We start from the raw sequence: 26,178 nt of genomic DNA, 5'->3' as shown, positions 1-26,178 counted from the left end.
GAAGGCTTTTCATCACATTTAAATTAGGGGTTAAGGTATTTCATGGAATTCGGTCTGCGCGAGTGGCTGATAGTCATCGGCATTATTGTCATTGCCGGCATCCTCTTTGATGGCTGGCGGCGAATGCGCGGTGGCAAGGGCAAACTCAAGTTCAAACTTGATCGCAATTTGTCTAACTTGCCAGATGATGATAGCGACCCTGATCTGTTGAGTTCGCCCCGGGTGATTGATCGCAACAATGACCCCGGCTTTGATGAAAAAGACCTGCCTCCACTGAGTGCCCGTGAATTGAACCGCCGCCGTACTGGTGAGCCACAACAAGGTGACCTCAATCTGGGTGTAGAAGAGCCCGTGCCCACGCTGCTTAATCCGGTTGATGATGAGCCTGAGAAAACCGCTGGCCAAGCCAAAGAAGCCAACAAGCCCTTACCGCCGGTTGAAGAAGTACTGGTGATCAATGTTATCGCCCGCGACGAAGAGGGCTTTAAAGGCCCAGCGTTGCTGCAAAATATTCTCGAAAGTGGTCTGCGATTTGGCGAGATGGACATCTTCCATCGTCACGAAAGCATGGCCGGCAATGGCGAGGTATTGTTTTCTATGGCCAACGCCTTGAAGCCTGGCACCTTTGATCTCGACGATATCGAAGGTTTCAGCACGCGCGCTGTAAGTTTCTTCCTCGGCCTGCCGGGGCCGCGTCATCCCAAACAAGCATTTGATGTGATGGTGGCGGCCGCGCGTAAGTTAGCCCATGAACTCAATGGCGAGTTAAAGGATGACCAGCGCAGCGTTATGACGGCGCAAACCATCGAGCACTATCGTCAGCGCATCGTCGAGTATGAGCGTAAGCAACTGACCAACAAGCGCTGATTTAACCCGACATATAGAAAGAGCAGCCCAGGCTGCTCTTTTCGTTTGAGAGCTCACCGCAATGACCGACACCTCGCTTGCCGCACCGCGCATTCTGCAACTACGGGCTGAACTGGATGGGCATAACCATCGTTATCACGTGCTCGATGAGCCGAGCGTTCCAGACGCCGAATACGATCGCCTGTTCCACGAGCTAAAAGCCCTAGAGGCTCAGCACCCTGAACTGATCACGGCTGAATCGCCCACCCAGCGGGTCGGCAGTTTGGCGCTGTCGGCTTTTGGCGAGGTTAAGCATGAAGTGCCAATGCTCAGCCTGGGCAATGCCTTCGAGGAAACCGACCTGCTGGATTTCGAGCGTCGGGTACGTGAAGGGCTTGATTTTCCTGCTGGCGATCTGTTTGGTGGTGGCGCTGAGGTTGAGTACAGCTGCGAACCCAAGCTTGATGGCCTGGCCGTCAGCCTGCTGTACCGCGAGGGTGTGCTGGTGCGCGGGGCAACGCGCGGTGACGGCAGCACGGGCGAGGACATCAGCGTCAATGTGCGCACCATCCGCAACGTGCCGCTTAAATTACAGGGCCAAGGCTGGCCAGCCGTGCTTGAAGTGCGTGGCGAAGTCTTTATGTCCAAGGCCGGTTTTGAGGCCTTGAATGCACGGCAGCTGGAGCAGGGCGCCAAGACGTTCGCCAACCCGCGTAATGCCGCAGCGGGAAGCCTGCGTCAGCTGGATTCAAAAATCACCGCCAACCGCCCACTGGAGTTCTGTTGCTACGGTATCGGTCAGGTTCACGGTGAGCTGCCGCAAACCCATGTCGGGATTCTTCAGGCTTTAAAGCACTGGGGCATGCCGATCAGCCGTGAGCTGAAGCTGGCCAACGGCGCAGATGAATGCCTTGCGTATTACCGTGATATGGGTGAGCGCCGTGAGTCGCTGGGTTATGAGATCGACGGCGTGGTGTTCAAGGTCAATAGCCTGGCCTACCAGCGTGAATTGGGCTTTCGCGCCCGTGAGCCGCGCTGGGCAATTGCACATAAATTTCCTGCGCTAGAGGAGCTGACCGAACTGCTGGATGTGGAGTTTCAAGTCGGTCGAACTGGCGCGGTCACCCCTGTTGCTCGCTTAAAGCCGGTCAAAGTCGCGGGTGTGACGGTGTCCAATGCCACGCTGCACAATATGGATGAGGTGGCGCGCTTGGGCGTGATGATCGGCGATACGGTGATTATCCGCCGCGCCGGTGATGTCATCCCGCAGGTGGTGCAGGTGGTGCTTGAGCGGCGCCCCGATAACGCCAGGGCCGTGCATATTCCCCAAAGTTGTCCGGTGTGCGGTTCTCACGTTGAGCGCACTCAGTTGGTAAAACGCAGTAAGGGCAAAGAAACCTTCAGCGCAGGATCGGTGTACCGCTGTGTGGGTCGTCTGGCCTGCGCTGCACAGCTTAAACAGGCCATCATCCATTTTGTTTCGCGCCGCGCCATGGACATCGAAGGTTTGGGTGATAAGACCATCGACCAATTAGTCGATGAAAAGCTCATCGCCTCGCCAGCCGATTTGTATCAACTGACCTTTGAGCAAGTCATCAACTTGGAAGGGTTTGCTGAAGTGTCCAGCAACAAGTTGCTGCAGGCCATTGCCGACAGCAAGCAACCCAGCTTGGCGCGCTTTATCTATGCCTTAGGCATTCCCGATGTGGGTGAGGAAACCGCCAAAGTACTCGCCCGCGCGCTGGCATCCTTGCAGCGCGTGCAGCAAGCCCTGCCCGAAGTGCTCACCTACCTGCCGGATATAGGTTTGGAAGTAGCGCATGAAATCCACAGCTTCTTTGCCGACAGCCATAACCAACAAGTGATCGACGCCCTATTGGCCAGCGATCAATGTGGGCTGCACCTGCAGGGGCAGGGCGAGCTGAGTGCTGAGTTCAGCGCCAGCGCCACATTGGCCGGTATGCTCGACAAGCTGCATATCCCCTCTGTTGGCCCAGGAGGTGCGCAAAAATTAGCGTATAAATTCGCCAGCTTGCAGGCCATATTAGCGGCGGATTGGCTGGACCTGCGGCAAACCTTGCCAGAGAAACAAGCGAAGGCGGTGCGTGAGTTTTTTACTCGTGTTGCCAATGCCGAGCGTGCATGTGCCATTGAGGCTCAGTTGCAAGCCTTTGGCATGCACTGGCATAGCGAGAAAAAAGTCATCGCAGGTTTACCGCTGGCTGGGCAGACGTGGGTGCTGACGGGCAGCCTGGAGATCATGAGTCGCGACGTAGCCAAGCAAAAACTGGAAAGCTTGGGCGCTAAGGTGGCAGGTTCAGTATCGGCAAAAACCAGCTGTGTGGTGGCCGGGCCGGGCGCCGGCTCAAAGCTGGCAAAGGCCAGTGAGTTGGGGCTGCAGGTAATGGATGAGGCGCAGTTCTTAGGCGCGCTAGCAGGCTTTGGCCTGTGACTTGTTGCGCTAGCTGATGGCCTCTCACGCGGTGTCGTAAGAGGCCAAGCGCCACGCGGCGTTATTCCAAGGCAAGCCGCGCGATCAAACGCACGCCGGGTAACGCGCGTTCAGTCACCGCGATATTCACAACCACTGGTGCAGGTTTCGTGAATGCGAATACGCGACAGCTCGGGCAGCAGCGGCTTGAGCTGTTGCCAAATCCACTTGGCCAATACTTCACTGGTGGGGTTTTCCAGGCCAGGTATGTCGTTTAAGTAGTTGTGGTCGAGTTGTTCGTAGAGCGGTTTGAAGATCGCCTTTATCTCGGAAAAATCGCGTATCCAGCCGGTATAAGGATCAACCTCACCTTCGATATACACCGCCACTTTGAAGGAGTGCCCATGCAGGCGTCCGCACTTATGACCTTGCGGGACATGAGGCAAGCGATGTGCGGCCTCAAACATAAATTCTTTAAACAATTCCACGGTATTTCTCTTAAGTGCTGTGCGGCCAACAGGGTACTTTGCAAGGCACGAATTTTACCAGCTCGCGCAGCGGTTAACGCAGTCTCGTAAACGCTGGACAGCGCGATGCAGTGGATGATGCATCAGCTGAAGCAGGTATGCGCACGGGTGCAGGGTTATCGGGCGCACTAATTTCCAATCGGGGCCAATTATGAGCGCTTTGCCCCAGCGATTATCGCCAAACAGGTGCCTGAATTTTCTTCTGTTAACCCGGGTTATGGCTTTAAAGTGCGGCCTATTTAGGATCAATCATCAGGAGTGAGTTATGCATCCATTTGACGCGCCGCATCCGCCTAAATTGGCGTTGCTGCTCGGTTACGCCGGCCTGGTACCTTTTGTAAGCGGGGCTTTGGGCATTTGGATCACGCCGGAGGGCTGGCGTGTGGTGGTGTTGGCGGCACTCTTGGATTATGCCGCAGTGATTTTGGCCTTTATGGGGGCGATTCACTGGGGCTTGGCCATGCGTGCAGAAGATGCCGGTGAGTCGGCGCAGATTCAGCTCGGGCTGTCAGTGATACCGCCCCTGCTAGGCTGGCTGGCGATCAGCGGCGGTATGCCGACCAGTTTTGCCTTGCCACTGTGTTTGCTGGCGTTTGGCGGCTTATATGCCGCCGACCTGCGGGCGGTCAAACTGGGTTTGGCGCCGCTATGGTATCCGAGCTTGCGCAGGCCGCTGACGATCATCGTCTGCCTGAGCCTGCTGGTGGCCTGGGCCAGTGTGTTACTGCGCTGAATTGAGCCAGCGCTCGACCGACTCCAGAGTCTGCACGCGCCGCTGCGTCCAGTCGCCTTGAATGCACAGCAGTGGTTGTTGGTGCAGGCGCAGCCACTGCTCACATTGCTGGTGGAAGGCAAGCCGTTGGGCTAGTTGCGGCTGACAGCGCTGGCCGTCGTCAACCCAAGGAACCGCGACGGGGTCGAGCAGCAAATGCAGGTGATACCCGCGCTCGAGCAAGGCGGGTTCAATCCAAGCAGGGCAATCGCCAAATAATGATTGGCTCCAGAGCAGATTACTCAGCAAATGAGTGTCGAGAATTAACAGCTCAGGGCGTGCCGCTCTGGCTTTATCTTCCCAGGCGAGTTGCCCCTGCGCGATAGCACTGATGTCGGCAAAGCAGGTGTCACGCTGCTCGCGTTGAATAAAGTGGCGAACGTACTCGCCGACCAATTGCCCGCCAAAAGTTGCTTGGATTTCCCCGGCCAGCCAGCTTTTGCCGCTGGACTCCGGCCCTGTGAGTACCAGCACTTTCATACGTCAGCCAGCGCACGGTCACGCCGCCAAGTCAGCCAGCCGTTGACGGCCAGCAGGGTAAATACGCCATACAGCAGAGCGGTGGGGTACAGGCCCTGCTGCACAAACAGGGCAACGAACAATAGATCAAGAACGATCCACAGCGGCCAACACTCAACCCGTTTTTGCGCCATCCACACCTGAGCCACCAGGCTGAATGCGCTGAGTGCCGCGTCTTGCCAAGGCGCCGTAGCGTCGGTGAAGGTCGCCATCAGATAACCGAGAGCGAGAGCACCGACAGCACCGATGGCCAGGCTTAGCAGTATGTTTTGCTGGCTCAGCCGACTGACTTGAACGCCGCTTTGACTGCTGCCACCGCGCGTCCATAGCCACCAGCCGTAGCCTTGCAGCACCGCATAAATGCCTTGCAGCAGCATATTCGAATACAGCTTGCCGTCATAAAAAATCCAAGCGTAGAGCAACACCATGATTAAGCCCAGTGGCCAGCACCAACGGTTTTGCCGCACGGTCAGCCAAACGGCGCATACGCCAAGCGTTGACGCGATGATTTCCAGAGGCGACATAAGTTACCGATGTACGAGTGATAGTGGGCGACGATTGTAACGATTAGCGTACCTGAGGTCTTTGCTGTCGAACGACGCACGTCAGCTTGATGGCAAATAGCTATGGCTTTACCGATATACTTCGCCCCCTTTAGGAGTCGTGTCGTGTTCAGGTCCGTTTTAACTGCCGTCAGCGCCGTGTGTTTATTAGTTTTTTTCCAGGTCGCGCAAGCTGCAGCCGACAACTCGCGTGCAGCAGAAAAGCCACCGGCGTCTGTGGTGTTTCTTAATCCGGGGTTCTCTAATGAGCCTTTTTGGGTTGGCTACAGCGCATTTATGCAGGCGGCGGCTGATGACTTAGGTATGCAGTTGCAAGTTATCTACGGCGAGCGTGATCCGCAGCTTCTGCTGCACAAAGCCCGCAACGTGCTGGCCAGCGAAAACAAGCCGGACTACTTGCTGTTCGTCAATGAAATGTACACAGCGCCTGAGTTGCTGAGGTTGTTCGCCGATAGCCCAATCAAGCTGTTTTCCCTGCACAGCACGTTAACGCTCGAACAACAGCAGATGGTTGGTGGTTCGCGTGGGCAGTATCGCAACTGGATCGGTAGCTTGGTCCCCAATGACGAGCAGGCCGGCTATTGGATGGCTAAAGCCTTAATCGCCAAGTTGCAGGGTAAGCCGGGCAGCCTGCTGGCCTTTGCTGGCGTTCGCGATACGCCATCCTCCAACCTACGTGAAGATGGCCTGCGACGCGCCTTGCGCGAGCATCCGGAAATTAAACTGCAACAGCTGTTATTCGGTGAATGGGCCCGCCAGCGGGCCTATGAGCAAGCGCAACTGATGCTGCCGCGCTATCCCGACGTGCAGTTGGTGTGGGCGGCCAATGATGAGATGGCGTTTGGGGTGATGCAGGCGGCGCAGGAATTGGGCAAACAGCCTGGAAAAGATATCCACTTGGCAGCGCTAAACAATTCCGATGAGGTGTTACAGGCGCGCATTGACGGCAGAATTTGTGTGCTGGTCGGCGGGCATTTTACCTTGGGTGGCTGGGCCATGGTCATGCTGCATGACTACCATGCTGGGCTGGATTTTGCGAAGCGAGGCGGTAAGGATCGGGTTGATCGGCTGTTCAGTTTGCTCGATGCAAAGCAGGCCGCGCGCTTGCAGCAACGCCTCAACGTGCCGGGTTACGCAGTGGATTTTCGACAGTTCAGCGCGGTGTATCGGCCGCAAATCAAAAACTATGGCTTTTCTGTTAAACCCCTGTTGCAGTGACTCAAACCCCCGCCATGTGCAGCACCAGTTTGACTACAGCGAAGATCACCAGCACAAATACGGCCGTAAACAGTACCCCGAGAATAATGAAGTGACTGGGCTTGCCGCGCGAGAAATCTCGGCTGCGGTTCTTACCGCTCTGCACGCCCAGCGCTGCACTTAAAATGCTCTGCAGCATTTCCCACAGTGTTAGCGGTTTATCTTGATCATTGTCCATTGTGCAATCCTCTTGTCTGTACAGAGTAGCTGCGAAGGCTGGCAATGCGGAGTGTCAGGGCTTATTGACCCGCACTGTTGACGCTGGATGTTGCAACAATTCGGCTGGCGGTCGTCGCGGCCGACGTAGCAGCTCACCGCCGCAGTTTGGACACCTGCCCTGAAGGCTTTGCTGGGCACATGTTTGACAAAAGGTGCACTCAAAAGAGCAGATCACTGCATCCGGTGAGTCCGCCGGCAGGTCACAATCGCAGCGCTCACAGTTGGGGCGTAATTGCAGCATGGCCGGCTCCTCGAAATGCTTGTTGCATTGAGCATAAGCGCTAACGCCGGAATGCAGAAAGCTCTGCAGTCAAATCCATGGCAATGACTACGAGTAACTGTATAAGCGCAAAGCTTTATTCGCGCTGCACAAAAGACGCTGTGGGCTCTGATAAAGGTAGGTCGGCAACTCAGAGCCCTTGAGAAAGCAGCGGATTACTCCGGCATGCTCCACGGCTCCAGCACAAAACTTTGCTCGCTAAGTTGGTCGCGGGACTGCTTTAGCAGGCCTGCAAACTCAACGGGGTCGCTGTAAGTGCTGCTGGACAATTGAGTGCGGCCGAGCACGCGTGTGCTGGTGCGGTCGATCACGCTAAGGCTGAGGTTGCCAGTGCCGTCTTGCTGGGCCCATGCAATGCATTGGAAAGGTTTAAAGGCACGGTCAGCAATCAGCAGAGCTTCGTTAAAACGCAGCGGTGCGTTCATGGGGTCGGTTTCTCCGAGGTGGTCCCAGCTACACAAGGGCAAGCGGTGATTACACGCTTGCCAGTCATAGCTGTTGATGAACAAAGCTGACCGCTAAGTCACATGCTGGCTAAGAAATGCACGAAAATGTCCGATAAAACACAGTTTTATCGGATCAATACTAGAAATAGGTTGAGGGAGCGGGCTCGCAGGTCACCGGTAATCGAGCGGGTAAGCGGATATCAAAGTGCTTGCAGTTGCTCGCCGAGGCGACCGCTTTCAACCAGTTCGAGGAACTCATCACCGAGGCGCCGGCTTTCGCTCATAGCGGTGCGCCAATAGCGCTCACGACCGGAATCATCGCCGAGGTAACGGCTGAAATCTCTGCGGTCAGGGAGTTTTCCATGGGGCAAGCCTGCCAAATAGTCGCGTGAAGGCGCGAGCAGCAGCACATCTTGCAAACGCCCCTCGTCACCACGGCGCCAAGGCATACCTTTGTCGAACCAGCCGGGGATAACCTTATCGGTGAAGTGTGGGTACAGCACGATGTCATCACCGCTGTAAGGCAGGTCGAGGTGATAGTCGAGCAGGCCACCATCGCGGTAAGTTCCAGGTCCAGCGCCGGGAATATCTCGCACCCCTTGCATAACCATCGGGATCGAGCCCGACGCCAGCAAGGCCTGGCGCAAGTTCTCGCCATCAAGCTCAAGGCAGCGCGAGGGGAAGTCACTGAGGGCTTCCAGCGGTGGCGCCTGGCGTGCGTCGTGCAAAATTATCCGTTCAAAGTGTTTGCCCAAGCGCGCGCGACCCAGCAGGTTATTGCCAATCACCGAAGAAAGGCCCAAACATAGAGCGCCGCGATGATCATGCTGGAGCAAGCCACGGCTTTTCACCACGACGATATTCAAGCGGTAGTGGGCGTTAGTGAGGATGCTGGCTGCGTCGTCACCCAGGAGGTGTTCCAGCATCAGGCTGCAACTGTGCGACACCTCAGCCATGCTCACGCCTTTGGCATAGCGTTGTGAGGTATACAGTTCACCGAGGCGTCGAATGCCGGCTGCAGCGTCGGGTAAACATGCACTGGCGAAACGCCAAGAACCGATAGAGGCACCAATCAACGAGCGTTCACGCGGTACTCGCGGCAACCAGTCGCCGAACAGTGCCAAGTCTAGCCCCTGAATACCCAACGCCTTTGGCCCGCCTGCAGCACCCGGCAAAATGCCGACATCTGCCGGTTGAAGGCCTTGTTGGCGAATGCGTGCGAATGCACGTTTACCGGCCTTAATAGTCAGGGCGGGGGACTTGATTATTATCGCGCTCATGCTGGCCTCTATCGCTCAAGGCGGTGATTATAAAGCCCCTTGAACACAGACCAAGCGACTTCAGCGCGTGAATGATGCGCGCATGGGTCTGGATAAATCAGGCTTAAAGCAGCAGGTTAAGTAAATTCAGGTTGGGTTAAGTCATGTGCAGTAACGTGATCTCCATCGAAAGCCAATACCCAGCCAAGGACTTGAATATGAAAACATTGACCGCTGTAGTTGCTGCCACTGCCCTGACCCTCACTGCAGGCTTAGCTCATGCCCGTGACTTGGGTCCTGATGAGGCCCTTAAGCTGCGTGACGCCGGCACCATTCAATCTTTTGAAAAACTTAACGCCTCAGCTATGGCGCTGCATGCCGGCAGCACCACCGAAGACACTGAGCTGGAAGAAGAATACGGCCGCTACATCTACCAAGTGGAAGTTCGCGATGCTCAAGGCGTGCAGTGGGATATCGAGTTGGATGCGACCAGCGGCCAGGTCCTGAAGAACCAACGAGATAATTAATGAGCCGCATGGCTTGTCTTGTACGCCCAGTTCTGGCCTGCCTGCTGTTGACGCTAGCGTTTAACAGCAGTGCCCGCGACCTGAACCAAGATGAAGCCCTTCGCCTACGCAGCGAAGGGTTGATCATGCCCCTTGATCAGTTATTGCAGAAGGCATTGCAGCGCCATCCCGGCGCCGTTTTACTCGAAGTTGAGCTGGAGGAGGAAGACGGCGTGCTGGTTTATGAGGTTGAGTTAGTGACCAAACAAGGCGTCGTGCGTGAGCTCGAGTTACAGGCGGGCACAGGTGAAGTGCTCAAGGACGAGGCGGAAGACTGAATGCGATTATTACTGGTTGAAGATCACGTCCCCTTGGCTGATGAACTGCTGGCCAGCCTAAATCGCCAAGGATATGCCGTTGACTGGCTCGCCGATGGCCGCGACGCCAGCCATCAGGGCGCAACCGAACCCTATGATTTGATTATTCTTGACCTCGGTCTGCCCGGCAAACCGGGGCTTGAGGTGTTGCAGGACTGGCGGGCGGGCGGCTTAAGCACGCCAGTGTTGATCCTCACCGCGCGTGGCTCCTGGGCGGAACGTATTGAAGGGCTTAAAGCCGGCGCTGATGACTACCTGAGCAAGCCGTTCCACCCAGAAGAACTGCAACTGCGCATTCAATCGCTGCTGCGGCGCGCTCGTGGTCTGGCTAACCAGCCTCAGCTGGAAGCGGCGGGGTTGCAGTTGGATGAAAGTCGGCAAACCGTCAAGCGTAACCATGAAGACGTTCAGTTGACGGCTGCTGAGTTCCGCTTGCTGCGTTACTTCATGCTGCATGCCGGACAATTACTGTCCAAGAGCCACCTAGCCGAGCACTTGTATGACGGCGAGAACGAGCGCGACTCCAACGTAATTGAAGTCCACGTTAATCACCTGCGGCGCAAATTGGGTCGCGAGATCATTGAAACACGCCGTGGCCAAGGTTATCGCTTTAATGGGGATGGGGCTTGAGGTCGATCCAGCGACGGTTGAGCCTAGGGCTAATCAGCGTGCTGCTGATTGTGGGTCTGCTGCTTGGGCAAAGTAGCTTGTGGTTGTTTGACCGCAGCCTGCGCAACTATTTGCAAGCAACCTTGCAAGATGAAACACAAACCCTTTTGGGGGCGATTGTGCGCGGCCCCAATGGCTTGCAGCTGGATGAACGCCGCCTTAGCGCCGCGTTTAAGCGGCCTTATTCAGGTCTGTATTTTCGTATTGACCTTGCCGGGCAAAACTGGCGTTCGCGATCGTTGTGGGACCGTGAGCTGACGCCTGCTGCAACCTCAGGGCTGCAGGAGGCTCTTAGTGATGGCCCGCAAGGCCAGCTTTGGTTGGTTTACCGCGCTGATTATCAGCGTTATGGCGAGCAAATCGTCATTCACGTGGCGCGTGATTACACGCCCATCCTTAACAGTTTCAGCCAGGTGCAGAAAATTATCCTAGCGCTTGGAATAGCGGCTCTGGTGCTGATTCTGTTGCTGCAGCGCCTGACGGTTAGCCGCGCTCTGCGCCCGTTGGAAAAAGCGCGTTTGCAGCTTATGCAGCTGCAACAAGGCCAGCGCAGTCAGTTAGACCAGCACGTACCGCTGGAGCTTGAGCCGCTGGTGGCGCAGATCAATCATCTGCTGGCGCACACCGAGGACATTCTTAAACGTTCACGCAATGGCTTGGGTAACCTCGGCCATGCCCTAAAAACGCCACTGGCGGTGTTATTCAACTTAGCCACCCGCGATGAGCTCAAGCAATTTCCACAGTTACGCGAGAGCCTCAACGTGCAATTGCAACAGATCGAACAACGTATCGCCCGCGAGCTGGGCCGCGCGCGGCTGGCTGGGGAAGCACTGCCGGGCGCGCACTTCGATTGCGCGCATGAGCTGCCGGAACTGTTCTCGACCCTGACGATGATCCATGGCAACCACCTAGAACTCAACTGGCAGGCTGAAGCCGGGCTGCGTTTGCCTTGGGATCGCGAAGACCTGTTGGAGCTGCTGGGTAATTTGCTGGATAACGCCTGTAAGTGGGCTGACAGCGATGTGCAGTTACACATCAGCCGACAAGCAGAAGGCTATCAATTGCTGATCGATGATGATGGCCCGGGTATCGACGCGACTCAGCGCGAAGAGGTCATCAGTCGCGGCAACCGTTTGGATGAAGCGGTGGCCGGGCATGGCTTAGGGTTAGGCATCGTGCGCGACATTGTCGATGCGTGGGCCGGGCAATTGCAGCTAACAGAAAACCCACTGGGCGGTCTACGCGTTAGAGTAACGCTGCCGCTCAAGCGCACCTGAGAACTCAGGCACGCTTAACCCAAGGCTCACATGCCGTTGGCAAACTCAGGGTTCGTCATGTCGATAGCGGCGCGAACCGGAACGAGGGCGTGCGCGTACTTAACCAGAATATCCAGCTCATAATCGATGCGTGCATGCAGGCGCTGATCATCTTCATTACTCGGCGCGGGGGTGTTCAAGACCTTCTCAACATTACGCACAATCAGGTGTTCAGGCAGGTAGCAGAGCCTGCAGTTCTTGTAGCTGGAGGCGCGAAGTTCACTGATCGGATAAGCCCCACCCACACCTGACGAGACCCCCACCAGTAACCCTGGCTTGTGCGCCAGTTCCGCTTTGCCAGCGTAAATGAAAAAGTTCTTGATGGCCGGGCAGGCCATGCCATTCCACTCCGGCGAGATAATGACCACGGCGTCTGCGGCAATCAATTGCTTGCTGTAGAGCCCCCAAGGGCCACTGTCCTCAGCTGGCCAAAGTGGCAAAGGCGCAAGGCCAAGGTCAATGACTCGGCTGTGCGCATCGTCGGTATAACCTAATTGAATAAGCCGCTGGCGAAGGAAGCGGGCGACCTTCCCCGATTGGCTGTTGTTACGGCTGGACCCAGCCACCAAAGCGATTTTGAGCATCGTGTACCTCTAAATAAGCGCGTCAAAAAATTAAAAACGCAGGCTAACGATTGCAAGCCTGCGTCACACGTAAACAACCACCCGAACAACAGTCCAGTGGTGTCATGTGTTGGTCATTAGACGCGGAACTGGTCCATCAAGCTTTGTTGGTGGTTAGCCAGTTTATTCAAACCCTGGCTGATTTTTGCTGATTCATCAGCCTGAGATGAAATTGACTCAGTAACATCACGGATAGACGCCACGTTACGGTTGATTTCCTCGGCCACCGAGCTTTGTTCCTCAGCTGCGCTGGCAATCTGCAGGTTCATGTCGGTAATGACACTGACCGCCTGACTGATGCGTTGCAGCACAGCCACCGCTTGTTCAACTTGGCTAACACTGCCTTGGGCTTGGCGATGGCTGCTGTGCATGGTGCTGACCACCTCTTTGGTGCCGCTTTGCAGGCCTTCAATCACCTGACGGATTTCCTCAACCGAATCCTGAGTGCGTTTGGCCAAGTTGCGCACCTCATCGGCCACGACTGCGAAGCCACGTCCGGCTTCACCCGCGCGAGCGGCTTCAATCGCAGCATTCAGGGCCAGTAAGTTGGTTTGCTCAGCGATTGAACGAATGACTTCGAGCACTGAGCCGATTTTCTCGCTGCTGTCAGCCAAGCCTTCAACTTCCTGCATGGCTACGCTCATTTCTTTGGAGAGCAACTCAATGCTTGAAGTGGTCTGGGCGATAACATCAATCCCTTCGCGGCTGGCTTGGTCGGCGGTGCGCGCGGCTTCCGCTGCTTGGGCCGCGTTGTGCGCGACGTCTTGCGCCGTGGCGCTCATTTCTTGGAAGGCCGTGGCCACTTGATCAACCTCGCGGTATTGCTGTTGCATACCGTCGCTGGTTTGGTTGGCGATCAGGGCGGATTGGTCGGCTGTGTTGCGGGCATCCTGCACGCTGCGTTTCACGTCAGCGATTATCGGTTGCAACTTGTCGAGAAAACGGTTGAACCAACTGGCCAATTGGCCCAGTTCATCTTGCTTGGCATAGTCCAAGCGGCGAGTGAGGTCACCTTCGCCGCTGGCAATATTTTCCAACATGGCTGCTACGCCAAGTATCGGGCGGGTAACGCCCAATGCCATCAGCCAAATAAGTAGAATGCCAATAACCCCCACAACCAAACCCAGGCCAAGGGAAACAGCCGTGTTGCGCGTGCCAACTGCATCCATTTCGGCTTCGAGACGAGCGGCTGGGGCAAGCAAAACCTGCTCAGGGACTTCAATTAAAACGCCCCAAGGCGGTGAAGTAGGAATGGGTAGCAGCGGCTGCAGCACCTGCAGCGCGCCGTCATAGTGCGAGGCATCCGGGCGATTGCTGGCGAGCCGGCTGAGTATCTCGCTGTGCCGTGTGCTGAATGCTTTATCCAGTTTACCGCCCAGCAGGCTGCTGTCACGGCTATAACCTGCCAGCAAGCCGGCTGGGCTGATGATGCTGACGTGTCCGGCACCATCAAACAGGCCCTGGTGAGCTTCGATGCTGAGCGCTTGCAAGCTGGCGAGGCTGATGTCCACACCCAAAACGCCAATGACTTTACCGTCTTGTTCCAGTGGGAAGGCGATGCTGGTCATTAAGATTTTCACCCCATCCGCCTCATCAATATAGGGGTCAAGTAGGCACACCTGTTTTTTCTGCAATGGGCAGCTGTACCACGCGTTGTAGGGCGCACCGCTGAGGCCTGGTGTGGTGTTGGTTAGATCCTTTTCTGGCATGGTTTCTGAGCTAAGTTCGCCGTTATCGCCCTGCGACCAGTACACCGAGAAACGACCCTTATCATTACTGCCGAGGTTGGCCTGGTCGGGGAAGAGCTCATCTTTGCCATCCAGCGCGTTGGGCTCAAAGGCGACATAGACGCCCAATAAGCTACGGTTGCCTTCCAGCGCACTGCGCACATGACGGGTTAAGTCCTCACGCAGATCAAATGCGTCAAGAAAGCGTTTTTCTGCCTGCTCGCGGATAAACAGTACTTGTGTGGCCGCGCCGCGACCGTATTGGTAAGCATCCATAAAATAGCGTTGTATCTGCAGCGCTTGGGACTCACTGCGCGCCGTCATGCGCAGCTGCGCTGACTCTTCAAGCATTTTAGTGCTGGTCTTTTTAACCAGCTCGGCATTGCGTGAGGCTTGAATGACCGAAGCCGAAACGAGCACAGCAACGATGGCCAGCAGGCATAGACCTGCCAATAGGGTAATTTTTAACTGGATGGAGAGCCGGCTGAACAGCATTTTCAGGACCTTTTATGGAGGAGGCTTACGGCGACTATCGGCGCTTGAGCGCTTTTCTTTAAGTTCACGCGGATTAAAGCAGCAAATTACAGACCAGCAGAACCGCAAGCACGAGAGTAAGAGAAATTAATTACGCGTTGTAGTAAATAATTTACGGCTGTTTTGACAGGTTGGTCAGCATTGTGCAGAGTACGCGCCCTTCGCCAAACCGGCGGTGCATACACGCAAGGCCAAGGCCTTGCAGACTAAGTCAAGAGTGGGAGTAATTGGATGAACGCAGTTGTTGCGGCCGTGGGAATCATGCTGATTCTCAGCTTATGCCGTGTGCATGTGGTGGTGGCCTTGATTATTGGCGCATTGGCCGGAGGTTTACTCGGCGGCTTAGGTATTGAGGGCTCACTGGCGGCCTTTAACAAAGGCTTGGGCGGCGGAGCTACCGTGGCGCTGTCTTACGCCTTGCTGGGTGCCTTTGCGGTGGCGATTGCCAAATCCGGTTTGGCCCATGCGTTGGCGGATAAAGCCTTGTCGATGGTCGGCAAACAAGACGCTAAAAGTGCGGGGTTGCTCAAGTGGTTATTAATCGCTCTTTTGCTGGCGGTGGCGATTTCTTCGCAGAATATTCTACCGATTCACATTGCCTTTATTCCGCTGCTGGTGCCGCCGCTGCTGTATGTACTGAGCAAGCTGCAACTTGACCGCCGTTTGATCGCCTGTGTGCTGACGTTTGGTTTGATCACCCCGTATATGTTCCTGCCAGTGGGCTTTGGCGGAATTTTCCTTAATGACATTTTGCTAGCCAATGTGGCCAGTGGCGGAGTGGATGTCACCGGGCTAAAAGTGACTCATGCCATGGCTATTCCCGCGCTGGGTATGCTGTGCGGGTTACTGATTGCAGTGCTGTTTAGCTACCGCAAAAAGCGTGTGTATGACCTCAGCAAAATCGAGCAGGTCGAGCGTGTTGATGTCGCCTACAACACGCTAAGCCTGCTGGTGGCCGGGGTCGCTATTGCTGCCGCCTTTATCGTTCAGCTGTGGCTGGACTCGATGATTATCGGTGCGCTGGCGGGCTTTATCATCTTCTCGGTGTCCGGCGTGGTGCGCTGGAAAGAAGCTGACGGGTTGTTTACCGAAGGCATGAAGATGATGGCGATGATCGGCTTTATCATGATTGCCGCCGCAGGTTTTGCCGAAGTGATGAAGGCTACCGGCGAAGTGAAAAGCTTGGTTGAAAGCTCAGCCGCACTGATTGGCAATGACAAAGCACTGGGCGCGCTGCTGATGCTGCTGGTCGGCTTGCTGGTGACCATGGGCATTGGTTCATCGTTTTCGACCGTGCCGATCATTGCAGCGATTTTTGTGCCGCTGGGGTTGCAACTGGGCTTTAGCCCGCTGGCTATTTTGTGCATCGTGGGCACCGCCGGCGCGCTGGGTGATGCCGGCTCGCCTGCTTCTGATTCGACCTTGGGGCCAACGGCTGGCCTTAACGTCGATGGCCAGCACAACCATATTTGGGACAGCGTTGTACCGACCTTCCTGCACTACAACTTGCCCCTGTTGGTATTCGGTTGGGTAGCGGCCATGGTGCTTTAAACGTGCATCGTTTATTTACCAAGTACTAGCACTAGACAGTGAGCGCGTAAGCGGGGCTACTGAGAAATCGGTAGCCCCGTTTTTATTGGCGTCGCCTAAGCAGTGCTCATGCCTGGGCTTGCCGTTGGCTGGCCTGCGCCAGGTCCTTTTTATCTGTTGCAGATCGACGTTAAGCGCAATAGCAGGCACGCTCCACAACGCTCCAGCTTCGAGATAGCTTCGAGATAGGCCCGAGATAACGCTTTGATGAGTTAGACCGAGATATTCCCAGGGAGAAACGTGAGATAAGCCGGGACAAGCTGGCACGGCCTGGGATTCTAACGAGAGGAATTTTAAATAGAGTTGCAGATACTGCAATGGGCGGGAGGCCCGGTCAGGCGTCGCTGGCCGGGCTGAACATATCACCTTGTCGGTGTGCGATCGCCTCCTTACGCGCCGCTTTCACAATCTTATAAATCCACTGCAGCGACACTCCGTACTTGCGGGCGAGGTCGCTGTGGTTGGAACCGTTGAAGTCATCGTAGATCTGCCGATCACGGCGACTCAGCTTGATCGACTGGCCCATCGGGAAGTAGATGTTTTGGCCACCCCAGTGCGCCGCCATACGGTCTGACACTTCCTTCGCAACGTGCTGAGCCTTTGCGCTTTCCATTGAGACAAGTTCGGCCAGAGCAATGGCGATGTGCTCAGTCAGGTCTATCAGCAGCTCAGGGCCTTTGCTTCGGAAGTCGGTCATGCATCCCCCTTGTCAGATTTAGCGGCGCGAAGAACGCGCTGGTGCCACTTCTTCAAGTTCTCGATGACTTGGCTAGCCTGGTCTGCCGATAGCCACTGAAGCGCGGCCACCTTCGTCATGCCCAGGGCAAACTTAGCCAGGGCTTCCTCGGATGAATCGCGTACAGCGCCCAAGCCATGGAGTGTTAGCCAGAGAGAACGAATCTTTTTTGACTGCTCATCCTGGGCCAGTGGCCGCTTGGTCTTTTTGTTTGGACGAACGATGAAGCCTCGCTGCTTAAGCTGTTCCAAAACCCTCAGCAGGTTTGGAACACTCAAGTCAGCAGTAGATGTTGCGCCGTCCAAGCCCTTCATCCCAGCCAGCATCAGGCGGTAGGTATCGTCATCCATACGCAGCTCACGACGAGCAACGTGGATCAGCTTGATAAAGCGGAGACGGTTAGGATTGGGAGGCGCAGCTTTCATCGTCACACCGCCGCAATACTGAGGTTGATAGGGTCGTAGCGGTCGGTATCACCTACACGCTGATAGACGCGGATGTAGACGGCGGTACCGTTTACCTGGATGGAATCCTTAAGGGCTTCCATGGCGAGCTTCCAGTCCACGTCATCGATCTCGATACGCAACAGGCTGAGCACGTCTCCGGTTTTGATCTGGCCCTGCTTGTTTGCTCGGAATGCGCGATCAACCAGCACGCGCAGGTGCTGGTCGGCACCTTCGCTCCACTTGCGGATGCAGCGGTCGATCAGCTCCTTTGCCGCGAGAATTTCCTCGGTGAAGGTCAGGCGCTCGGCCATTTGGCGTTCGACTTTGAACTGTCCATCATAGGTGGTGATGGAGGCATTGCCCTTCTTGCCGCCGATGGTCACGCCGTAGCGCTCGTTTGAAAGTGCAATGAGATCGTCGATATCGGCCAGGGCTTTGGCCTTGAACTCGATCAGGGCCTTGTTGATCTCCAGCGCAATGCGGGCCAGATCTCGGGCGACCTGGTCGCGCAGCTTGTCGTGCTCGCGCACCTGGTGTTCAGGCACCAGGTGGCCAGCACCGTTGCGCACATAGCCGGCCGGTACCGGCGTTTGGTGAGTATCAGCCATTGTTCTTCTCCTCATTATTAAGCCAGCCGTGGTCACGCTGGCGGCGCGACAACTCCAGTACCCGTTGCGCCTCAGTAGCGATGGCTTCCACGTCGCTATACCACTCACCGTCAGCCAGACCACTGACGAACTCTTCGAGCGGTCCATACTCAGCAATGGCGTGACCGGCCGACCAGGCGATAACCTCGCCACCAGCGGCCTCGCGAGGCACTTCATTGCTGTTGGCGCCACAGATAACCAGCGTGTCGTAACGCTTGGCAGGAGTACTCATCGGTTCTGCTCCTTCACCAGGGAGAACCACGCAACGTCGACACCACGAATGGTCACCGCGTTGCGGGTGAAGCGGCCTTCGGTGCGGTGACGCTGGCCGCGTACTTCGTGGCCGAAGCGGCGGGCCAGCAGCTCAACACTGTCGATGCTGATGATGATGGTGTTGTCCAGGAAGGACATCGCCGTGATCTGCAGACCGGCATCACGCACGGCGCGGGTCAGTTCGTTGAACTCAGCCAGCTTCGGCAGGAACTCAGGCGCAGTGATGCTCATTGGCCGCTGAACAGGTGGTGCTACAAGCTGAAGACTGGCCATGTCACACCTCCTCGTCGCTGGACATAGTGGGGTCGATGCTCAGGGGGAACTTCTGAATCCACTCCCGCGCGATGTTCAAACCGATGCGAAAGCCCTTGAGCTGCTCGCCCGCTAGGATTAACGGATCATCCCCAGAGCCGAGGCGTACCTCGGTATCCTTAGGTGCGTCGAGAACTGTGTCGAAGTTGCGCAGTTTGTTCTTATGCCACTTGATCAGCCCTTCGGCGATCTCCTGCAGATTGCCGGGTGCAGCACTTGCATCGATCTGTTCCTCGAACAATTCGAGCATGTCTTCCAGGCGAGCCTTCTCCTCGTTGGCTGCCTGCAGCTGATCACCCTGGTCGAACCGGCCGCCTACCAGGCTCCAAGCCGAGGCCCACACACCGGCCTGTTCCATAAGCATCGCGATATTGATAGCCATGTCACACCTCCCGAACGATTTCGTCAGTGACAAGGGACTCGCCGACGCGAGCGGCCAGGTTCATTGCAGCAACCATCATGTTGCCGATGGCAAGCGGGTACAGCAGGCTCTGCAGGCGATCACGGCTGGTGGCAGTCAAACGCTCGGCCAGGGCCTCAATCCCCTTAGCGCTAATGACGTCATCCAGTTTTTTTCCGGCGCGGCCGAGACGGAATGTCAGGAACTCGTCGAGTCTGGCGGCAGTAACAGGCTGCAGTTCAGCCACTTCAATGCGTTGCACCACCTCGCGCACCTCGGCATTGCGCTCGCTCAGTTTCACTTTCAACTCAGGCTGGCCGATCAGGATGATGCTGAGTAGCTTGGTAAAACCAGATTCCAGTTCACGCAGACGCTTGAGGTGCTTAAGGGTCGCGATAGGCAGGCTGTGCGCCTCCTCAATGATCAGCACGTGCCGATAGCCACTCTCATAGCTGTTTTTAAGTGCCCGGTGCATTTGCCGGAAGCGGGCCTCAGGGTTGGACTTTGGCCGCTCCAGAGGCGTGATGGTGTCTACGATGGCCTCAGCAATGTGCGGCGTTTTCAGGGCCTTGCCCTTGTCCCCCCGGTCTTCCATCGCCAGTACGTAGGGCTCAATCACAATGACCGGCGCATCTTCAGTACGCAGGCGGTTGATCAAATCCCGGCGCAAAGTACTTTTGCCTGCACCGGACTCGCCGATGATGGCCAAGAAGCCATCGTGTCTGGCTGCTTGATACATGGACTCCCGGATGTAGCGAATATCCGGGCTCACGTACATGTCTTCAGCGCACTGCAGATCCTCAAACGGGTCTCGGAAAATGCCGAAAGCACGTTTAGTGTCTGGCAGTAACACCTGTTTACGTAGCAACATAGGTTCGCACTCCTGGTCGGATTTGGATTTTTTGGTTGGGTTTGCAGGGGCCTGGGCGTTGGCGCGCTCAGGCTCCACCTCTTCAAATGCGGTATTCACCGCAATATCGTTAGCGCCGCTCTGCTTGAGGAAGCCCTCAACGCGAGTGCGCAGATCTACTGGATCGATGGTGCGCGGCCACTGCTTGTGGTTGATCAGCAGGGAAACCGTGGCTGAACTCACCCCCAAATGTTTGGCCAGCGTGATTTGCCGCTGATCGAGATCGGCTAGTGCATTTTTTAGCTTCAGCATCATTCACCTCCAACCACGCGCAGGCCTGGGCGCGTGGGTTTGTTAAGGGTTGCGGCGACGCCATCCAGATCAGCCTCAGGCACGCCGTTCGGGTAGTTGGATTTCAGCCAAGCCATCGACTCTGCCGACCAAGCGGGTACACGGGCGCGCAGCAGCTTGGCGGCGGCGACATGGGTCATTGGTTGCAGTTCGATGGTCGGCAGATTGACGTCCAGCGCCGTGCCACGCTTGGGCAGGTAGGTTGGTAGCTGGGCGTCTTCGATATGCTGATATGGCTTGAGCTTCCCGCCGAAAGGGATGGCCTTGGCCTTGCGCGCGGCATCTAACTCTTCCTGGGTGTCGACGCCCATGGCCAACTTGGCGGCTTCCTTGCGGGCGATCTGGGCCGGGGTTTCCGCGTGGCGTTTGAATGCTTCGCCAACCACCGGAGCCAAAACATCGAAGCCATACTCGTTGCGTGCAATCACCGGCACCACGTAGTACACCTCGTGCCCTAGGGCATCCACGCTCACCACCTGGGCGGCGTCGTCGCGCCACGGGTTGCGAGTGACCAGTACCTTCTCGCCAACCATCACGCCCGGTACCGAGGACACATCGTACTCAGTGCCCAGGAAGCTGACGCGCAGCTTGCTGTTGACCTTACGGCTCTCCGGCTCGGCTACCGCCAACTGGCGGCACACCTCAACACTTGGCACCTTGATCAGTTGATCCTGGCGGATGCTCAACCACATGGCGGTGCGACTTTTGCCATACCGCGAATGCACCGCTGTAGCGTTGAAATGGCTGCGCCACTTCTTGGCCATGGCATTCAGTTCTGCAAGGTCGGCCACCGGCTGAAAGCGCAGGCCCGCCTCAAACTTGCGCTCGATGATGTTTCGCGCGTTCTCCACCTGGCCAGTTACCCGAGCAGCACCTGGTGCATGCACAATCATCTGAATGCCCAGCGAGCGGCACAGGTTCTTGGCCAGCCCACCGGTGTTGGCAGAGCCTGGGTCCATCATCAAAGCAGACGGCTTGCCGTGCAGCACATCAGCGCCGCCACGTTCCTGCATGGCATTGATCAGCACGCTGGTCATGTTCTCGCCAGACTCAGCCCCCATCACATATTCCAGGTAGATCCAGCCGCTGGTGTGATCGGTGATTTCATACGACCACACCCGGTCGGCCGCAATGCGCGCCAGGTTCTTCGGCTTGTTCTTGTAGAACTCGTCCTGGTTCATTACCCGCAGGCCATTGGCGCGGGTATCAGCACCGGGCTTTAGGTAATAAAGGACGCAAATGGAGGCATCGATCTGCCAAACATGGTTTGGATGCAAGCTGGCCAGCTCGGTGACCGGTGCAGGAGCCAACAGCTGGTCCGGGTGTAAGCGGTAGCTGTATAGCCCGCGAGCGATGGCGCTAAGCGACAGTGGCCGCAGTTCGCCCGTTTTCTTATCCAGCGCTTCAGCGCGAATCATGCCGCTGGCACGCAGTGCTTCTACGGCATCGCCCAAGGCATACAGGCGCTTCTCATTGCGTCTGGCCGACTCCATGATGGCGGCGCTGATAGTCAGTGCCTCCTCACGGCGGAGTGCGCTCTGGCCGGCATCCGCACGGCGCTTACGGGGAGCACTCACACGCACCTCCTTTAATTTGCGATAGAGCGTGGCCATAGACATGCCCAGCTCCTGCGCCGTGCTTTTGCACAGCGTCGTGCCCTGGCCGTGGGCTGCGGATTGCAGCTGACGGTCCAGATCGACGAGGCGTTGAGTGATCACGGCGCTCATGGCTTAGGCTCCCTGCTGCTCGCCAAGAAGCGAATCAACATCGGCAGTCAGCCAGTCCGGTGCGCCTTCCATATCCTCTGGCAGGTGGAATTCACTGCGAATGCCCGCCAGCAGAGTTTCCAGCTGGCGCACCAGGGTGGCCTTGAAGCTGCGGTGGTCCACCCCGTGCGCCTCGGCATGCTCGGCGAGTTTGCTGAAGCCTTCACGCAGCTTGCCAGTGATGTCCGTTTCGGCCTCATAGGCCAGCGCTGCAACCTCTTGGCGCAGCGCTTTGGCGCGTTCGTCTGGGGTCATTGCCGCCACCTGACGCCTGGTTTTCTCCAGGGTCTGGCGGGTTTCATCCAGCTCACTATTCTTGCGTGCCATCACCTCGCCCTGGGCGCTGTAGCTTTCGCGGGTCTCGCGTAAGGCGGCGCGCAGTTCTTTAACCGACATGCTGGCGACGTCATCAAGGCTCAGCTCACCGGTCTGGCCACTCAACTCCAGTTCGTCGATTTGTTCGTCATCAAGGAGCAACAACTCGAACAGCTTGCTCTGGCTGCCGATGGCCTTAAGCATCGGCGTAGAACGGCTGGCAAACTTGGCTGCGGTCTGCATAAAGCGTTTGGCTACACTATGGTCAATTCCGAGCACCTCTAAGCGCGGAATGAATTGCCCGTGCTCGCAGGCAGCCTTGAGTACCGACAGGCCGCGCCCCACCTCCAAACAAGCCTCTACGCTGCGGCGCATATTGGCGGCGATATCGCGCTGAATTAAGTCTGGATCGGTGCAGTCGGCAGGCAATTGGTAGCCCAGTTGCACAGCCAGTGTCCGCACTGCGGCGTCCTGCTCGCTGTGCAGCACAGCCATGCGGTTATGCGTGGCCAGCAGCGTATCGCCATCCAGCGCTTGCAGTTCAATAGGTGCCACACCCTTATTTGCGGTACGTCCCATGGTCGGTTCCTTCTTTTATTAGTGGCGGGTGCCTGCCAGCACCCGTTGGTTGATTTCGTTGATGCGGCCCTGCATACGCGACATCTCCTCGGCATGCGCCTGGGCGATCTGCAGCAGGGCCATACCAGGGGCAAAGCGGCCGGTGTCCAGCTTTACCGCTAAGCCCTCATCAATCAGCGTCTGCATCGCTCGGGTGATGTTGCTTGGGCTGTCGCCGGTAAGCTGGGCAAGCTCGGTGTTAGAAAGGCCATGCAGGGCATTGCCCTTCAGCGCCTTAAGCGCCCGCAACACACGGGTGGCGGAGGTAAAGGTGCGGCTCATGGCCGTTCTCCCAGTTCGAGTTGTGGTTGGGCGTGCTGTTGCACATTGCCCCGGTGCCAAGCCAGCTCTTCAAGGCCAGCCTGAATGGCGGCGAGAGTGGCGCTGGCCTCGACGTTGTCCGAGTAGAAGCCCATCAACTGGCCAGCAGCCTCATGCAGGGTGGTCTGCAAGGTCTGGATGTCGTGGGCGCTGCTGGTGCGCCCGGTGGGCACGTCGATCAGCAGCTTGCCACCGCTGCCAGCCAGCCAGCGGGTGACCAGGTTGATGCCACAAGCCTGCTCATAAGCCGGGATTAGCACAGCCGGCATGCGGCCGTTGGCGATCCACTTGTAGAGCGTCCAGTGATCATCCAGCCCCATCAGCGCAGCAATGCGTTCGATGCCGAAGTTAAAGCGCTCCTTGGCGTGCTGCTGGCAAAGCTTGAGGGCGTCACGCAGTGCGATGGGCTGGGCGCGTTTCCATTGTGCTGGGGTCATTGGAAGGTCCTCCGCTGATGGGCTGGAACGCCTTCCAAACAAAGACTGGGTTTGCGAATTGGCAATCGCGTTGCGATCTGCACAATAGATATGACGGAGTTCATGACGAACCTCACGCAGCCTGGCTGGCAGTGTTCGGGTTGGCTTTCAGGCCAAGTGCAACGGCACCACGGTGTGCTTCGCCGCGTAGGCCTTTGAGGCGACCTCGCAGTAGGTCAACCATGATCATGCGGTCGATGCCCTGGGCCTGGGCCCAGTGGGTTTTGCAGATGCCATGGCGGAGAAACCAGGCATTGGCGCTTTCCGGGGTTTGTGGGTACGGCAGCGGTGCCGTGTCGAGCGTGTATTGGCTTTTCATGGGGGGCTATTCCCTGTGGTAAATTGCGGTTATCAGATGAGGCAGGCTTATGAGCGAGCAAGCATTGCGGCAAGAAATTGCCGAACTACGCGCCAAGATCGAAGCAGTGGATGACTGGGCGGCTGGCGTACATCGAGTGCTGGCTGATGTGTTGCCGTTTCTGCTGCGAGGGCACCCCGAGGTTGAGAAGGTGCAGCAACTGTTGCAGCAGGCAGACCGTCGCTATGAGGAGCTGAGTGCCCACCCTGAAACGTCACAAGGGCCTGGTCTGTATGAGCCGGGCAAAATTCTGAACCGCCTGTTTGGCGTGCAGGGTGTGTGGCCAGGGGTTGACCCGCAGCAAGCAGCTCACGAGTCGGTAGAGCAAGTAAGCCGAGCAAAGCGTTAGCGGATCGAATGGTTAACAGTTGCCGACCATCGCTGCGGGTGGACTCAAGCACTAACGCTTGAGCTATGACTGAGTGCGGGCGTTCAGTTAAAGGGTTCATGGCGTTTCTCTTCGTGGCTAGACGAGGTGTTGCGCTGTGGTGTGTGGGCAATGATGGTGCTGATTTCGGCACCTGTCAATATATTTGGTGCTGAAATCTGCATGATTAATGTGCGACTAAAAGAAGAGCGTGAGCGCCTTGGTTTCACGCAGCCTGATTTTGCAGCCGCTGCTGGGGCGGCAAAGCGAACACTCATTGAGTGGGAGAAAGGCAGCACCTCTCCTAACGCAGTGCAGATTGCTGCACTTTCATCAGTCGGTGTTGATGTGCTCTACGTGTTGACTGGGCATCGCGCTGAATCAAATGGTGCGACGTCGCACCATTTGCCAGCCCAGCCATCCAGCGTAATCGACCCTGAACGCCTCTCGCGCATCGTGGAAATGCTGGAGACAACCGCTCGGCTGGCGGGACGTAAGTGGCAGATCAAAAAGCTGGTAGCCGTTGCGGCTGAGGTCTACAACGTCCTGGCCGATGAGCCGGCCCTGGACGAGCCCAAGGTGGAAAGGATTTTAAAGTTGGTAGTCAATCGCTGAAGTAGCAGGAGCTGAGATGCATAGCGAAGAAGAAAGGTTGGCCAGGCTGGCCGACAAAGTAGTCGAGGGGATGAGCAGTCAGCCCCTTGATGAGCAACCGGCACCCCAAGCCGGAATCAAAATAAAAGCCAACAGTGGCAACATCAATTTCGGCAACCAGTACAACATCGGTACGCTTTCCGTTGGAGGGGGCAGAGGTAGTGGCGACGGATGTAGTGGAAATGTACATGCTCGCCAGCTCCACCAGTGGTCGGTAGCAGAGCTGAAAGCTACGTTGGCCCACTATCGCGCCCAGTGGTGGAGCGGCTTTCGCGGCTACTGGCTGAACATCCCGTGCGTGCTCATGTTGGCACTGTTATTTGGTGTTGCTGGCAGCCTATTTGCGGGTGTCCTACCTATCCGCGAACCGCAGCACATGTGGCTGGTGCTAGCGCCAACAGTACTAGCCATGCTCGGCCTCAGCTTCTGGCTGACGCATATTCGCCGCATTGAAGGGCGCGTCATGGCAGAAAGTCGGGCGACGATAGACGCTATTCGAACTGAAATACGTAAACGCCGCTGAGAGCAAGGAAGCTAGAAATGCTGCTACGGAGTGTTAAACACAAACCCCAAACCGCCCACGGCAAACAGCATCGGAAACTGATGCTGGGAAGGCTGAAGGCGGCAAAGGCCGTGAAAGAAACTCATCCTTACATCCGTTGGATTGCAGTCGAAGATTTATCTTCATGCACAGAATGCCGGCTTCTGCACGGTAAGCACTTCAGTGTCATGGACTCTGCGTGGAAAGACTGTCTACCGCCGATACATGAGAACTGCCGTTGCCGCATAGTGGGCGCTCGGAAATTGCCAGACGACACTTTTGCTGA

Annotated in this window: 33 protein-coding genes; 12 read left to right on the top strand and 21 right to left on the bottom strand. The window is 56.8% G+C overall.

Annotation, left to right across the window (positions count from 1 at the left end):
* Positions 1-42: 42 nt before the first annotated feature.
* Complete coding sequence (gene zipA, locus WF513_RS09235) at positions 43-867, top strand: cell division protein ZipA (protein WP_339079091.1); 825 nt, start codon at positions 43-45, stop codon at positions 865-867.
* A 61-nt stretch (positions 868-928) separates the two neighbouring features.
* Positions 929-3,298, top strand: coding sequence for an NAD-dependent DNA ligase LigA (gene ligA / locus WF513_RS09230; protein WP_339079090.1), 2,370 nt, complete (start codon positions 929-931; stop codon positions 3,296-3,298).
* Between the two features lie 110 nt (positions 3,299-3,408).
* On the opposite strand, the gene queD is transcribed toward ligA, so the two are convergent.
* On the bottom strand, positions 3,409-3,765 hold the full coding sequence (queD, locus tag WF513_RS09225) for a 6-carboxytetrahydropterin synthase QueD (protein WP_339079089.1): 357 nt from the start codon (positions 3,763-3,765) through the stop codon (positions 3,409-3,411).
* Between the two features lie 304 nt (positions 3,766-4,069).
* Between queD and WF513_RS09220 the strand changes: the two genes are divergently transcribed.
* Complete coding sequence (locus tag WF513_RS09220; RefSeq protein ID WP_339079088.1) at positions 4,070-4,537, top strand: DUF3429 domain-containing protein; 468 nt, start codon at positions 4,070-4,072, stop codon at positions 4,535-4,537.
* Here the strand turns inward: WF513_RS09220 and WF513_RS09215 are convergent.
* Both WF513_RS09215 and pnuC read right to left on the bottom strand, forming a co-directional pair.
* A complete protein-coding gene (locus WF513_RS09215; RefSeq protein ID WP_339079087.1) occupies positions 4,526-5,056 on the bottom strand; it encodes an AAA family ATPase in 531 nt (176 codons plus the stop codon). The two genes, WF513_RS09220 and WF513_RS09215, sit on opposite strands and share 12 nt — an antisense overlap.
* A complete protein-coding gene (gene pnuC / locus WF513_RS09210; RefSeq protein ID WP_339079086.1) occupies positions 5,053-5,619 on the bottom strand; it encodes a nicotinamide riboside transporter PnuC in 567 nt (188 codons plus the stop codon). The genes WF513_RS09215 and pnuC overlap by 4 nt, the downstream gene beginning before the upstream one ends.
* 144 nt (positions 5,620-5,763) lie before the next feature.
* On the opposite strand from pnuC, the gene WF513_RS09205 reads away from it, so the two are divergent.
* The gene (locus WF513_RS09205; RefSeq protein WP_339079085.1) at positions 5,764-6,876 is read left to right on the top strand and encodes an ABC transporter substrate-binding protein; all 1,113 of its coding nucleotides are present in this window, start codon (positions 5,764-5,766) and stop codon (positions 6,874-6,876) included.
* Position 6,877: 1 nt separating this feature from the next.
* Here the strand turns inward: WF513_RS09205 and WF513_RS09200 are convergent, their stop codons facing one another.
* From WF513_RS09200 to WF513_RS09185, 4 genes are all read right to left on the bottom strand, one after another.
* Positions 6,878-7,093, bottom strand: coding sequence for a DUF2970 domain-containing protein (locus WF513_RS09200; protein WP_339079084.1), 216 nt, complete (start codon positions 7,091-7,093; stop codon positions 6,878-6,880).
* 54 nt (positions 7,094-7,147) lie between these two features.
* Positions 7,148-7,375, bottom strand: a complete 228-nt coding sequence (locus WF513_RS09195) for a DUF1272 domain-containing protein (RefSeq protein WP_339079083.1) — start codon at positions 7,373-7,375, stop codon at positions 7,148-7,150.
* 194 nt (positions 7,376-7,569) lie between these two features.
* Positions 7,570-7,839, bottom strand: coding sequence for a hypothetical protein (locus WF513_RS09190; RefSeq protein ID WP_339079082.1), 270 nt, complete (start codon positions 7,837-7,839; stop codon positions 7,570-7,572).
* A gap of 221 nt (positions 7,840-8,060) precedes the next feature.
* Complete coding sequence (locus WF513_RS09185; protein WP_339079081.1) at positions 8,061-9,140, bottom strand: patatin-like phospholipase family protein; 1,080 nt, start codon at positions 9,138-9,140, stop codon at positions 8,061-8,063.
* Positions 9,141-9,337: 197 nt separating this feature from the next.
* Between WF513_RS09185 and WF513_RS09180 the strand changes: the two genes are divergently transcribed.
* Genes WF513_RS09180 through WF513_RS09165 form a run of 4 tightly spaced genes read left to right on the top strand, consistent with a single transcriptional unit; the run spans position 9,338 to position 11,948 of the window.
* The gene (locus WF513_RS09180) at positions 9,338-9,646 is read left to right on the top strand and encodes a PepSY domain-containing protein (RefSeq protein ID WP_339079080.1); all 309 of its coding nucleotides are present in this window, start codon (positions 9,338-9,340) and stop codon (positions 9,644-9,646) included.
* Between the two features lie 8 nt (positions 9,647-9,654).
* On the top strand, positions 9,655-9,963 hold the full coding sequence (locus tag WF513_RS09175) for a PepSY domain-containing protein (RefSeq protein WP_339079079.1): 309 nt from the start codon (positions 9,655-9,657) through the stop codon (positions 9,961-9,963).
* Positions 9,964-10,632, top strand: a complete 669-nt coding sequence (locus WF513_RS09170) for a response regulator transcription factor (protein WP_339079078.1) — start codon at positions 9,964-9,966, stop codon at positions 10,630-10,632. It begins immediately after the preceding gene.
* Positions 10,629-11,948: a sensor histidine kinase gene (locus WF513_RS09165; RefSeq protein ID WP_339079077.1), complete on the top strand. Its 1,320-nt coding sequence runs from the start codon at positions 10,629-10,631 to the stop codon at positions 11,946-11,948. Before WF513_RS09170 ends, WF513_RS09165 begins: the two co-directional genes overlap by 4 nt.
* Before the next feature lie 26 nt (positions 11,949-11,974).
* On the opposite strand, the gene WF513_RS09160 is transcribed toward WF513_RS09165, so the two are convergent.
* On the bottom strand, positions 11,975-12,571 hold the full coding sequence (locus WF513_RS09160; protein ID WP_339079076.1) for an NAD(P)H-dependent oxidoreductase: 597 nt from the start codon (positions 12,569-12,571) through the stop codon (positions 11,975-11,977).
* A gap of 116 nt (positions 12,572-12,687) precedes the next feature.
* Entirely contained in the window at positions 12,688-14,832 is a 2,145-nt protein-coding gene (locus tag WF513_RS09155) for a methyl-accepting chemotaxis protein (protein ID WP_339079075.1), read from the bottom strand.
* A gap of 270 nt (positions 14,833-15,102) precedes the next feature.
* On the opposite strand from WF513_RS09155, the gene WF513_RS09150 reads away from it, so the two are divergent.
* Positions 15,103-16,422, top strand: coding sequence for a Na+/H+ antiporter NhaC family protein (locus WF513_RS09150; RefSeq protein ID WP_339079074.1), 1,320 nt, complete (start codon positions 15,103-15,105; stop codon positions 16,420-16,422).
* 373 nt (positions 16,423-16,795) lie between these two features.
* Here the strand turns inward: WF513_RS09150 and WF513_RS09145 are convergent, their stop codons facing one another.
* The 12 genes from WF513_RS09145 to WF513_RS09090 all read right to left on the bottom strand — a co-directional run bounded on the left by WF513_RS09145 (position 16,796) and on the right by WF513_RS09090 (position 24,291).
* Positions 16,796-17,158 carry a Mor transcription activator family protein gene (locus WF513_RS09145; RefSeq protein WP_339079073.1) on the bottom strand — a complete coding sequence of 121 codons (363 nt, stop codon included), beginning with the start codon at positions 17,156-17,158 and terminating at the stop codon, positions 16,796-16,798.
* Complete coding sequence (locus WF513_RS09140) at positions 17,155-17,622, bottom strand: regulatory protein GemA (protein WP_339079072.1); 468 nt, start codon at positions 17,620-17,622, stop codon at positions 17,155-17,157. The genes WF513_RS09145 and WF513_RS09140 overlap by 4 nt, the downstream gene beginning before the upstream one ends.
* A gap of 2 nt (positions 17,623-17,624) precedes the next feature.
* Positions 17,625-18,251 carry a DUF3164 family protein gene (locus tag WF513_RS09135; protein WP_339079071.1) on the bottom strand — a complete coding sequence of 209 codons (627 nt, stop codon included), beginning with the start codon at positions 18,249-18,251 and terminating at the stop codon, positions 17,625-17,627.
* On the bottom strand, positions 18,244-18,522 hold the full coding sequence (locus WF513_RS09130; RefSeq protein ID WP_339079070.1) for a hypothetical protein: 279 nt from the start codon (positions 18,520-18,522) through the stop codon (positions 18,244-18,246). The genes WF513_RS09135 and WF513_RS09130 overlap by 8 nt, the downstream gene beginning before the upstream one ends.
* Positions 18,519-18,836 carry a hypothetical protein gene (locus tag WF513_RS09125; RefSeq protein ID WP_339079069.1) on the bottom strand — a complete coding sequence of 106 codons (318 nt, stop codon included), beginning with the start codon at positions 18,834-18,836 and terminating at the stop codon, positions 18,519-18,521. The genes WF513_RS09130 and WF513_RS09125 overlap by 4 nt, the downstream gene beginning before the upstream one ends.
* A gap of 1 nt (position 18,837) precedes the next feature.
* A complete protein-coding gene (locus WF513_RS09120; RefSeq protein WP_339079068.1) occupies positions 18,838-19,257 on the bottom strand; it encodes a host nuclease inhibitor protein in 420 nt (139 codons plus the stop codon).
* Position 19,258: 1 nt separating this feature from the next.
* A complete protein-coding gene (locus WF513_RS09115; RefSeq protein ID WP_339079067.1) occupies positions 19,259-20,437 on the bottom strand; it encodes an AAA family ATPase in 1,179 nt (392 codons plus the stop codon).
* Positions 20,437-22,203 carry an integrase gene (locus WF513_RS09110; protein WP_339079066.1) on the bottom strand — a complete coding sequence of 589 codons (1,767 nt, stop codon included), beginning with the start codon at positions 22,201-22,203 and terminating at the stop codon, positions 20,437-20,439. The genes WF513_RS09115 and WF513_RS09110 overlap by 1 nt, the downstream gene beginning before the upstream one ends.
* A 3-nt stretch (positions 22,204-22,206) precedes the next feature.
* Positions 22,207-23,136 (bottom strand): hypothetical protein, encoded by a 930-nt coding sequence (locus tag WF513_RS09105; RefSeq protein ID WP_339079065.1) that lies wholly within the window; start codon positions 23,134-23,136, stop codon positions 22,207-22,209.
* An 18-nt stretch (positions 23,137-23,154) separates the two neighbouring features.
* Positions 23,155-23,457 (bottom strand): helix-turn-helix domain-containing protein, encoded by a 303-nt coding sequence (locus WF513_RS09100; RefSeq protein ID WP_339079064.1) that lies wholly within the window; start codon positions 23,455-23,457, stop codon positions 23,155-23,157.
* Positions 23,454-23,933, bottom strand: a complete 480-nt coding sequence (locus WF513_RS09095; RefSeq protein WP_339079063.1) for a hypothetical protein — start codon at positions 23,931-23,933, stop codon at positions 23,454-23,456. The genes WF513_RS09100 and WF513_RS09095 overlap by 4 nt, the downstream gene beginning before the upstream one ends.
* Before the next feature lie 112 nt (positions 23,934-24,045).
* Positions 24,046-24,291, bottom strand: a complete 246-nt coding sequence (locus WF513_RS09090; protein ID WP_339079062.1) for a DNA-binding protein — start codon at positions 24,289-24,291, stop codon at positions 24,046-24,048.
* 49 nt (positions 24,292-24,340) lie between these two features.
* Between WF513_RS09090 and WF513_RS09085 the strand changes: the two genes are divergently transcribed.
* The 3 genes from WF513_RS09085 to WF513_RS09075 all read left to right on the top strand — a co-directional run bounded on the left by WF513_RS09085 (position 24,341) and on the right by WF513_RS09075 (position 25,874).
* The gene (locus WF513_RS09085; protein WP_339079061.1) at positions 24,341-24,679 is read left to right on the top strand and encodes a hypothetical protein; all 339 of its coding nucleotides are present in this window, start codon (positions 24,341-24,343) and stop codon (positions 24,677-24,679) included.
* Between the two features lie 150 nt (positions 24,680-24,829).
* Positions 24,830-25,312 carry a helix-turn-helix transcriptional regulator gene (locus WF513_RS09080; RefSeq protein ID WP_339079060.1) on the top strand — a complete coding sequence of 161 codons (483 nt, stop codon included), beginning with the start codon at positions 24,830-24,832 and terminating at the stop codon, positions 25,310-25,312.
* Positions 25,313-25,328: 16 nt separating this feature from the next.
* Positions 25,329-25,874 carry a hypothetical protein gene (locus tag WF513_RS09075; protein WP_339079059.1) on the top strand — a complete coding sequence of 182 codons (546 nt, stop codon included), beginning with the start codon at positions 25,329-25,331 and terminating at the stop codon, positions 25,872-25,874.
* Positions 25,875-26,178: the final 304 nt, after the last annotated feature.

Source organism: Pseudomonas sp. TMP9 (assembly GCF_037943105.1).
GTDB lineage: Bacteria > Pseudomonadota > Gammaproteobacteria > Pseudomonadales > Pseudomonadaceae > Aquipseudomonas.
The sequence above is the reverse complement of the archived record's forward strand: the minus strand, read 5'-3'. Positions and strand labels throughout refer to the sequence as shown.

Excerpts from the sequence above, each read along its gene's own strand:
- WF513_RS09120 (WP_339079068.1), bottom strand. The coding sequence starts at position 19,257 with ATGGCTATCAATATCGCGATGCTTATGGAACAGGCCGGTGTGTGGGCC.
- WF513_RS09200 (WP_339079084.1), bottom strand. The coding sequence starts at position 7,093 with ATGGACAATGATCAAGATAAACCGCTAACACTGTGGGAAATGCTGCAG.
- WF513_RS09150 (WP_339079074.1), top strand. The coding sequence starts at position 15,103 with ATGAACGCAGTTGTTGCGGCCGTGGGAATCATGCTGATTCTCAGCTTA.
- WF513_RS09220 (WP_339079088.1), top strand. The coding sequence starts at position 4,070 with ATGCATCCATTTGACGCGCCGCATCCGCCTAAATTGGCGTTGCTGCTC.
- ligA (WP_339079090.1), top strand. The coding sequence starts at position 929 with ATGACCGACACCTCGCTTGCCGCACCGCGCATTCTGCAACTACGGGCT.
- WF513_RS09130 (WP_339079070.1), bottom strand. The coding sequence starts at position 18,522 with ATGAGTACTCCTGCCAAGCGTTACGACACGCTGGTTATCTGTGGCGCC.
- WF513_RS09160 (WP_339079076.1), bottom strand. The coding sequence starts at position 12,571 with ATGCTCAAAATCGCTTTGGTGGCTGGGTCCAGCCGTAACAACAGCCAA.
- WF513_RS09190 (WP_339079082.1), bottom strand. The coding sequence starts at position 7,839 with ATGAACGCACCGCTGCGTTTTAACGAAGCTCTGCTGATTGCTGACCGT.
- WF513_RS09135 (WP_339079071.1), bottom strand. The coding sequence starts at position 18,251 with ATGGCTGATACTCACCAAACGCCGGTACCGGCCGGCTATGTGCGCAAC.
- WF513_RS09105 (WP_339079065.1), bottom strand. The coding sequence starts at position 23,136 with ATGGGACGTACCGCAAATAAGGGTGTGGCACCTATTGAACTGCAAGCG.
- WF513_RS09155 (WP_339079075.1), bottom strand. The coding sequence starts at position 14,832 with ATGCTGTTCAGCCGGCTCTCCATCCAGTTAAAAATTACCCTATTGGCA.
- WF513_RS09175 (WP_339079079.1), top strand. The coding sequence starts at position 9,655 with ATGGCTTGTCTTGTACGCCCAGTTCTGGCCTGCCTGCTGTTGACGCTA.
- WF513_RS09195 (WP_339079083.1), bottom strand. The coding sequence starts at position 7,375 with ATGCTGCAATTACGCCCCAACTGTGAGCGCTGCGATTGTGACCTGCCG.
- pnuC (WP_339079086.1), bottom strand. The coding sequence starts at position 5,619 with ATGTCGCCTCTGGAAATCATCGCGTCAACGCTTGGCGTATGCGCCGTT.
- WF513_RS09090 (WP_339079062.1), bottom strand. The coding sequence starts at position 24,291 with ATGAAAAGCCAATACACGCTCGACACGGCACCGCTGCCGTACCCACAA.
- WF513_RS09185 (WP_339079081.1), bottom strand. The coding sequence starts at position 9,140 with ATGAGCGCGATAATAATCAAGTCCCCCGCCCTGACTATTAAGGCCGGT.
- WF513_RS09140 (WP_339079072.1), bottom strand. The coding sequence starts at position 17,622 with ATGAAAGCTGCGCCTCCCAATCCTAACCGTCTCCGCTTTATCAAGCTG.
- WF513_RS09085 (WP_339079061.1), top strand. The coding sequence starts at position 24,341 with ATGAGCGAGCAAGCATTGCGGCAAGAAATTGCCGAACTACGCGCCAAG.
- WF513_RS09100 (WP_339079064.1), bottom strand. The coding sequence starts at position 23,457 with ATGAGCCGCACCTTTACCTCCGCCACCCGTGTGTTGCGGGCGCTTAAG.
- WF513_RS09170 (WP_339079078.1), top strand. The coding sequence starts at position 9,964 with ATGCGATTATTACTGGTTGAAGATCACGTCCCCTTGGCTGATGAACTG.
- WF513_RS09110 (WP_339079066.1), bottom strand. The coding sequence starts at position 22,203 with ATGAGCGCCGTGATCACTCAACGCCTCGTCGATCTGGACCGTCAGCTG.
- WF513_RS09115 (WP_339079067.1), bottom strand. The coding sequence starts at position 20,437 with ATGCTGAAGCTAAAAAATGCACTAGCCGATCTCGATCAGCGGCAAATC.
- WF513_RS09095 (WP_339079063.1), bottom strand. The coding sequence starts at position 23,933 with ATGACCCCAGCACAATGGAAACGCGCCCAGCCCATCGCACTGCGTGAC.
- WF513_RS09075 (WP_339079059.1), top strand. The coding sequence starts at position 25,329 with ATGCATAGCGAAGAAGAAAGGTTGGCCAGGCTGGCCGACAAAGTAGTC.
- zipA (WP_339079091.1), top strand. The coding sequence starts at position 43 with ATGGAATTCGGTCTGCGCGAGTGGCTGATAGTCATCGGCATTATTGTC.
- WF513_RS09125 (WP_339079069.1), bottom strand. The coding sequence starts at position 18,836 with ATGGCCAGTCTTCAGCTTGTAGCACCACCTGTTCAGCGGCCAATGAGC.
- WF513_RS09145 (WP_339079073.1), bottom strand. The coding sequence starts at position 17,158 with ATGACCGACTTCCGAAGCAAAGGCCCTGAGCTGCTGATAGACCTGACT.
- WF513_RS09080 (WP_339079060.1), top strand. The coding sequence starts at position 24,830 with ATGATGGTGCTGATTTCGGCACCTGTCAATATATTTGGTGCTGAAATC.
- WF513_RS09180 (WP_339079080.1), top strand. The coding sequence starts at position 9,338 with ATGAAAACATTGACCGCTGTAGTTGCTGCCACTGCCCTGACCCTCACT.
- WF513_RS09215 (WP_339079087.1), bottom strand. The coding sequence starts at position 5,056 with ATGAAAGTGCTGGTACTCACAGGGCCGGAGTCCAGCGGCAAAAGCTGG.